The organism is Streptomyces triticagri (assembly GCF_003429565.1).
Taxonomy (GTDB): Bacteria; Actinomycetota; Actinomycetes; order Streptomycetales; family Streptomycetaceae; genus Streptomyces; species Streptomyces triticagri.
The window spans coordinates 1-5,723 of sequence record NZ_QUAK01000172.1 but is presented as its reverse complement, the minus strand read 5'-3'; the positions used below and the strand labels follow the sequence as shown (position 1 = coordinate 5,723).

Annotated in this window: 4 protein-coding genes; 1 reads left to right on the top strand and 3 read right to left on the bottom strand. The window is 71.1% G+C overall.

Annotated features, from left to right (window positions below):
- Positions 1-206: 206 nt before the first annotated feature.
- Positions 207-1,427, bottom strand: a complete 1,221-nt coding sequence (ftsY, locus tag DY218_RS25710) for a signal recognition particle-docking protein FtsY (RefSeq protein ID WP_128558528.1) — start codon at positions 1,425-1,427, stop codon at positions 207-209.
- 165 nt (positions 1,428-1,592) lie between these two features.
- On the opposite strand from ftsY, the gene DY218_RS25705 reads away from it, so the two are divergent.
- The gene (locus DY218_RS25705; RefSeq protein WP_128558527.1) at positions 1,593-2,576 is read left to right on the top strand and encodes an LLM class flavin-dependent oxidoreductase; all 984 of its coding nucleotides are present in this window, start codon (positions 1,593-1,595) and stop codon (positions 2,574-2,576) included.
- A gap of 54 nt (positions 2,577-2,630) precedes the next feature.
- Here the strand turns inward: DY218_RS25705 and DY218_RS25700 are convergent, their stop codons facing one another.
- Both DY218_RS25700 and DY218_RS25695 read right to left on the bottom strand, forming a co-directional pair.
- A complete protein-coding gene (locus DY218_RS25700) occupies positions 2,631-4,055 on the bottom strand; it encodes a sugar porter family MFS transporter (protein WP_128558526.1) in 1,425 nt (474 codons plus the stop codon).
- A 248-nt stretch (positions 4,056-4,303) separates the two neighbouring features.
- The coding region (locus tag DY218_RS25695) for an AAA family ATPase (protein WP_147336172.1) at positions 4,304-5,723 on the bottom strand (1,420 nt) is incomplete at its 5' end.

Sequence of the window (5,723 nt, the reverse complement as noted above, 5' to 3'; positions counted from 1 at the left end):
GGCTGCTGCTCGGCACCCTCGCGTACGCCTGCCACCGCCAGCCCGCCGAACCGTCCCGCGCACCGGTGCGGCGCCGCCCCGCCTGACGCCGCGTCCGCCGCATCCGCCGCAGCACGAGCGGGGGCCCGCCCCGGTCGTCCCGGGTGACGGGCCCCGCGACGGGCTCGCGGCCACTCGGCTCCTGCGCCGAGCTGTGGTTCCGGAGCTCAGTCTCCGATCAGTGCGTCCACGAACGCCTCGGGCTCGAACGGCGCCAGATCGTCCGCCCCCTCGCCGAGCCCGACGAGCTTGACCGGGACGCCCAGCTCGCGCTGGACGGCGACGACGATGCCGCCCTTGGCCGTACCGTCGAGCTTGGTCAGGACGATGCCGGTGATGTCGACCACCTCGGCGAAGACACGGGCCTGGACCAGGCCGTTCTGCCCCGTGGTGGCGTCCAGGACGAGGAGCACCTCGTCGACCGGGGCCTGCTTCTCGACGACGCGCTTGACCTTGCCGAGCTCGTCCATCAGACCGGTCTTGGTGTGCAGGCGGCCCGCGGTGTCGATGAGCACCACGTCGACGCCCATCTCGGCGCCCTCCTTGACCGCGTCGAAGGCCACCGAGGCGGGGTCGCCGGCCTCGGGACCGCGCACCGTGTGGGCGCCGACGCGCTCGCCCCAGGTCTCCAGCTGGTCGGCGGCGGCGGCACGGAAGGTGTCCGCGGCGCCGAGCACGACCGTGCGGCCGTCCGCGACCAGGACGCGGGCGAGCTTGCCGGTGGTGGTGGTCTTGCCGGTGCCGTTGACCCCGACGACCATCACGATGCCCGGCGTCTCGCGGTCGGACTCGGTCCGCACGGCGCGGTCCAGGTCCTTGCCGACGAGCTCGACCAGCTCCTCGCGCAGCAGCTTGCGCAGCTCCTCGGGCGTACGGGTGCCGAGCACCTTGACCCTCTCCCGCAGGCGCTCCACCAGCTCCTGGGTGGGGGCGACACCGACGTCCGCGGTGAGCAGGGTGTCCTCGATCTCCTCCCAGGTGTCCTCGTCGAGGTGCTCGCGGGACAGCAGGGTGAGCAGCCCCTTGCCGAGCGAGTTCTGCGAGCGGGCGAGCCGGGCGCGCAGGCGGACGAGCCGGCCCTCGGTGGGCTCCGGGACCTCGATCTCCGGGGCCGCCGGGAGCTCCTCGGCCTCTTCGGCCTCGGCGGGAGGCGCCTCGGGGGCGGCCGCTCCGGGGAGTGTGACCTCCTCGATCGTGCGGCGCGGCTCTTCGCGCGGCTCCTCGGCCTCTTCTCCGACGTGTGGTTCGGCTGGGGGCGCGGTGATGGTCGGCGTACTGGAGGGCGCCGACGGGGGCAGCTGCTTCTTCCTGCGGCTGCCGACCACGAGCCCGCCGATGGCGCCGATCGCGACCAGGGCGATGACTACAGCAAGGATGACGATTTCCATAACCCACCCAGTATCGGCCACGCGTCCGACAGCGCACGCCGCTCGTCGGATCACACAAGGGACCCGGCCAGCATCGCACCCCTCTCCGGCCCTGGGAATCTGACGCCACGTCAGCTACCGTCCGCCGAGACCGGCCCCACACCACCCACCGCCGAAGGGGACGCCATGCCCGTATCGGTCGTACGTTTCAATCTGGTCGACCCCGCGGCGGACCCCGCCGCGCTGTCCGCGCGCTATCGGGCCGCCGTGGACATGGCGGCCTACTGCGACGAGCACGGCGTCGACTCCGTCCAGACGGAGGAGCACCACGGAGTCGACAACAACTGGCTGCCCTCCCCCTTCGCCTTCGCCGGCGCCGTCTTCGGCGCGACCCGGCGGATCGCCGTCACCGTGTCGGCGATCATCGGGCCGCTGCACGATCCGCTGCGGCTCGCCGAGGAGACCGCCGTACTCGACCTGATCAGCGGCGGCCGCCTGGTCACCGTGGCCGGGATCGGCTACCGGCGCGAGGAGTACGAGGCCTTCGGCGTCGACTGGCACCGGCGCGGGAAGCTGCAGGACGAGCTCCTTCGGACGCTGCTCGCCGCCTGGACGGGCGAGCCGTTCGAGCACCGCGGCCGCACGGTCCGCGTCACCCCGCGGCCGTTCACCGACCCGCATCCGCTGCTCCTGGTCGGTGGGTCCTCGCGGGCCGCGGCCCGCCGCGCCGCCCGCTTCGGCCTGCCGTTCTTCCCGAGCGCGTATCTGCCGGAGCTCGAGGCGTACTACCGCGAGCAGCTGACCGCGTACGGCACCGAGGGCTGGACGATGATGCCGGGCGCCGAGACACCGCTGCTGCACATCGCCGACGACCCGGACCGCACCTGGGCGACCTACGGCGAGCACTTCCTGCACGAGGCGCGGACGTACGCCTCCTGGCAGTCCGGCGACATCCACTCGGCGGTCCGCTCGGGTGCGGCCTCCGTCGAGGAGTTGCGCGCCGAGGGCGTGTACCGGGTCCTGACCCCGGACGAGGCGGTGGAATACGCGGAGTCCGGCCGCACCGAGTCGCTGATCCTGCATCCGCTGTGCGGCGGTATGCCCCTGGACGAGGGCCGGCGCAGCCTCGAGCTCTTCGCGGAAAGTGTGCTGCCCCGGCTCAAGGACTGAGCCGGGGCAGTACGGAGGAGAGGGGCAGCGGGGGCAGCGGGGATCGGCCCCGGATCAGCCCATCTCCTCCAACGCCTTGCCCTTGGTCTCCGGCACCCACTTGAGGATGAACGGGATCGAGAGCAGGGCGAAGAACGTGTACATCACGTACGCACCCGACAGGTTCCAGTCCGACAGGGTCGGGAAGCTCACCGTGATCAGCCAGTTGGCGATCCACTGGGCCGCGGCGGCGACACCGAGCGCGGCGGCCCGGATCCGGTTGGGGAACATCTCGCCGAGCAGCACCCAGACGACCACACCCCAGGACAGCGCGAAGAACAGCACGAAGGAGTGCGCGGCGAGCAGCGCGACGGTGCCCTGGGTGTCGGGCAGCGTGATGTCGTCGCCGGTACCGCTCTTGAAGGAGAACGCCCAGGCGGCGAGGCCCAGGGAGAGGGCCATGCCGGCGGAGCCGATCAGCGCCAGCGGCTTGCGGCCGATCCTGTCGACGAACAGCATCGCGATCACGGTGCCGACGATGTTGATGATCGAGGTCGTGAAGGAGTAGAAGAACGAGCTGGTCGGGTCGATGCCGACGGACTGCCACAGCGAGGAGCTGTAGTAGAAGATCACGTTGATGCCGACCGCCTGCTGGAAGACGGACAGCCCGATGCCGATCCAGACGATCGGCAGGAAGCCCTTGTTGCCGAGCAGGTCACGGAAGGTCGACTTGTGCTCGGTGCGCATGGCGTGGGTGATCTCGTCGACCCGGACGTCCAGGTCGACCTTCGATCCCTCGACCTCGCGCAGCACCTTGCGCGCCTGGTCGGTGCGGCCGGCCGAGATGAGGAAGCGCGGGGACTCCGGGATGGCGAAGGAGAGCAGCCCGTAGAGGATCGCCGGGAGCACCATCACGCCGAGCATCAGCTGCCAGGCCTCGAGGCCGAGGATGTTGCCGCGCTGGTCGCCGCCGGCGGCGTTCAGGATGCCCCAGTTGACCAGCTGTGAGACGGCGATGCCGATGACGATCGCGGCCTGCTGGAAGGAGGCGAGCCGGCCGCGGTACGCGGGTGGTGAGACCTCCGCGATGTACGCGGGGCCGATCACGGAGGCCATGCCGATGGCCACACCGCCGAGCACCCGCCACATCGCCAGGTCCCAGAGTGCGAACGGCAGTGCGGATCCGACGGCGCTGACGGTGAACAGGACAGCGGCGATCTGCATCACCCGGATCCGGCCGATCCGGTCGGCGATCCGGCCCGCGGTGGCGGCGCCGATCGCGCAGCCGATCAGTGCGGCGGCGATGACCTGGGCGAGCGCCTCCGAGCCGACGTCGAAGCGGTCCCGGATCGCCTCGACGGCGCCGTTGATCACGGAGCTGTCGTAGCCGAAGAGAAAGCCGCCCATCGCGGCGGCGGCCGTAATGAAGATGACATGGCCGAGGTGGTCCGGCTGGGCCGCCCGGCCCTCCGGGGTGGGAACCCGCGATGTGCTCGTCACGTGAACTCCTGGGCCCGGCTGCGGTGCCGGGTGAGGTGGGGGAGGTCCTTCAAGTGGCGCACAACTTCCCTACGCCCACCACTTGAAGGTAAAGACAACGTTGCAGACCTTATGCCTTCAAGTTTCGAAGTCAATACCTGCAGGGGTGTGACCTGGGAGACGTCCCGAGAGGCGCAATTCGTAACAGCAAGACCCGTCGCCACGCCTTGGAGATTCAATACTTGAACGAAAGATTGGTGGGCAAGGGCTCAGCGCAGCCGCTGGCTGATCACCTTCGAGACACCGTCGCCCTGCATCGACACCCCGTACAGCGCATCGGCGACCTCCATCGTGCGCTTCTGGTGGGTGATCACGATCAGCTGCGAGGACTCCTGCAGCTCCTCCATGATCCGGATGAGCCGCTGCAGATTGGTGTCGTCGAGCGCCGCCTCGACCTCGTCCATCACATAGAACGGGCTGGGCCGCGCCTTGAAGATCGACACCAGGAGCGCCACCGCGGTCAGCGACCGCTCACCACCGGACAGCAGCGACAGCCGCTTGACCTTCTTGCCCGGCGGACGCGCCTCGACATCGACACCGGTGGTCAGCATGTTCTCCGGATCGGTGAGGATCAACCGCCCCTCGCCGCCGGGGAAGAGCCGCGAGAAGACGCCCTCGAACTCCCGCGCGGTGTCCCGGTAGGCCTCGGTGAAGACCTGCTCCACCCGCTCGTCGACCTCCTTGACCACCTGCAGCAGATCGGCCCGCGTCTTCTTCAGGTCCTCGAGCTGCTCGGAGAGGAACTTGTGCCGCTCCTCGAGGGCCGCGAACTCCTCGAGAGCCAGCGGATTCACCTTCCCGAGCTGCTGGTACGCCCGTTCGGCGGCCCGCAGCCGCTTCTCCTGCGCGGCCCGTACGAAGGGCACGGGACGGTTGCGCGGGTGCTCCGGATCCTCCGGCAGCTCCTCCCCCTCGGCCGGCGGCGACGGCGGTACGAGCTGGTCCGGGCCGTAGTCCGAGACCAGCCCCGCCGGCTCCACGCCCAGCTCCTCCAGCGCCTTCGTCTCCAGCTGCTCGATCCGCATCCGCTTCTCGGCGCCGAGCACCTCGCCCCGGTGCACCGAGTCGGTCAGCTTGTCGAGCTCGGCCTTCAGATCGCGCCCGCGGTCGCGTTCCGCGGCCAGCTCGCGCTCCCGCTCCGCCTTCGCGCTCTCCGCCGCGGCCCGCTCCTCCTCGGCCCGTACGAGAGACACCTCGACGTGGGCGAGCAGCTGACGGGCACCGGAGGCGACCGCACCGGCGACCGCGGCCTCGTGGCGCAGCCGTGCCCTGCGCTGCTCGGCGCGGGCACGGGCCTCACGCTCGGCTCGGGCCGCCCGGTCGAGGCCGTCCGCGCGGCCGGCCAGGCCCTTGACCCGCTCCTCGTGCGTACGGACCTGCAGCCTGGCCTCCATCTCGGTCTGCCGGGCATTCGCCCCGTCCGCGGCGAGCCGGTCACGCACCGCGGTGTCCGGCTCCTCCTCGGCCGGTGCCTCCTCGGCGACCGCGAGCCGCTCGGCCAGCTCCTCGGCCTCCAGGGTCGCCCGGTCCAGGGCCTCCTGGGCGCGGGCGGCCGCGGCCGCGGCGCGCTCGGCCTCACCGGCCGCTCCGCGCGCCTGCCCCGCGAGCCGCCCGAGCTGCTGCGACACG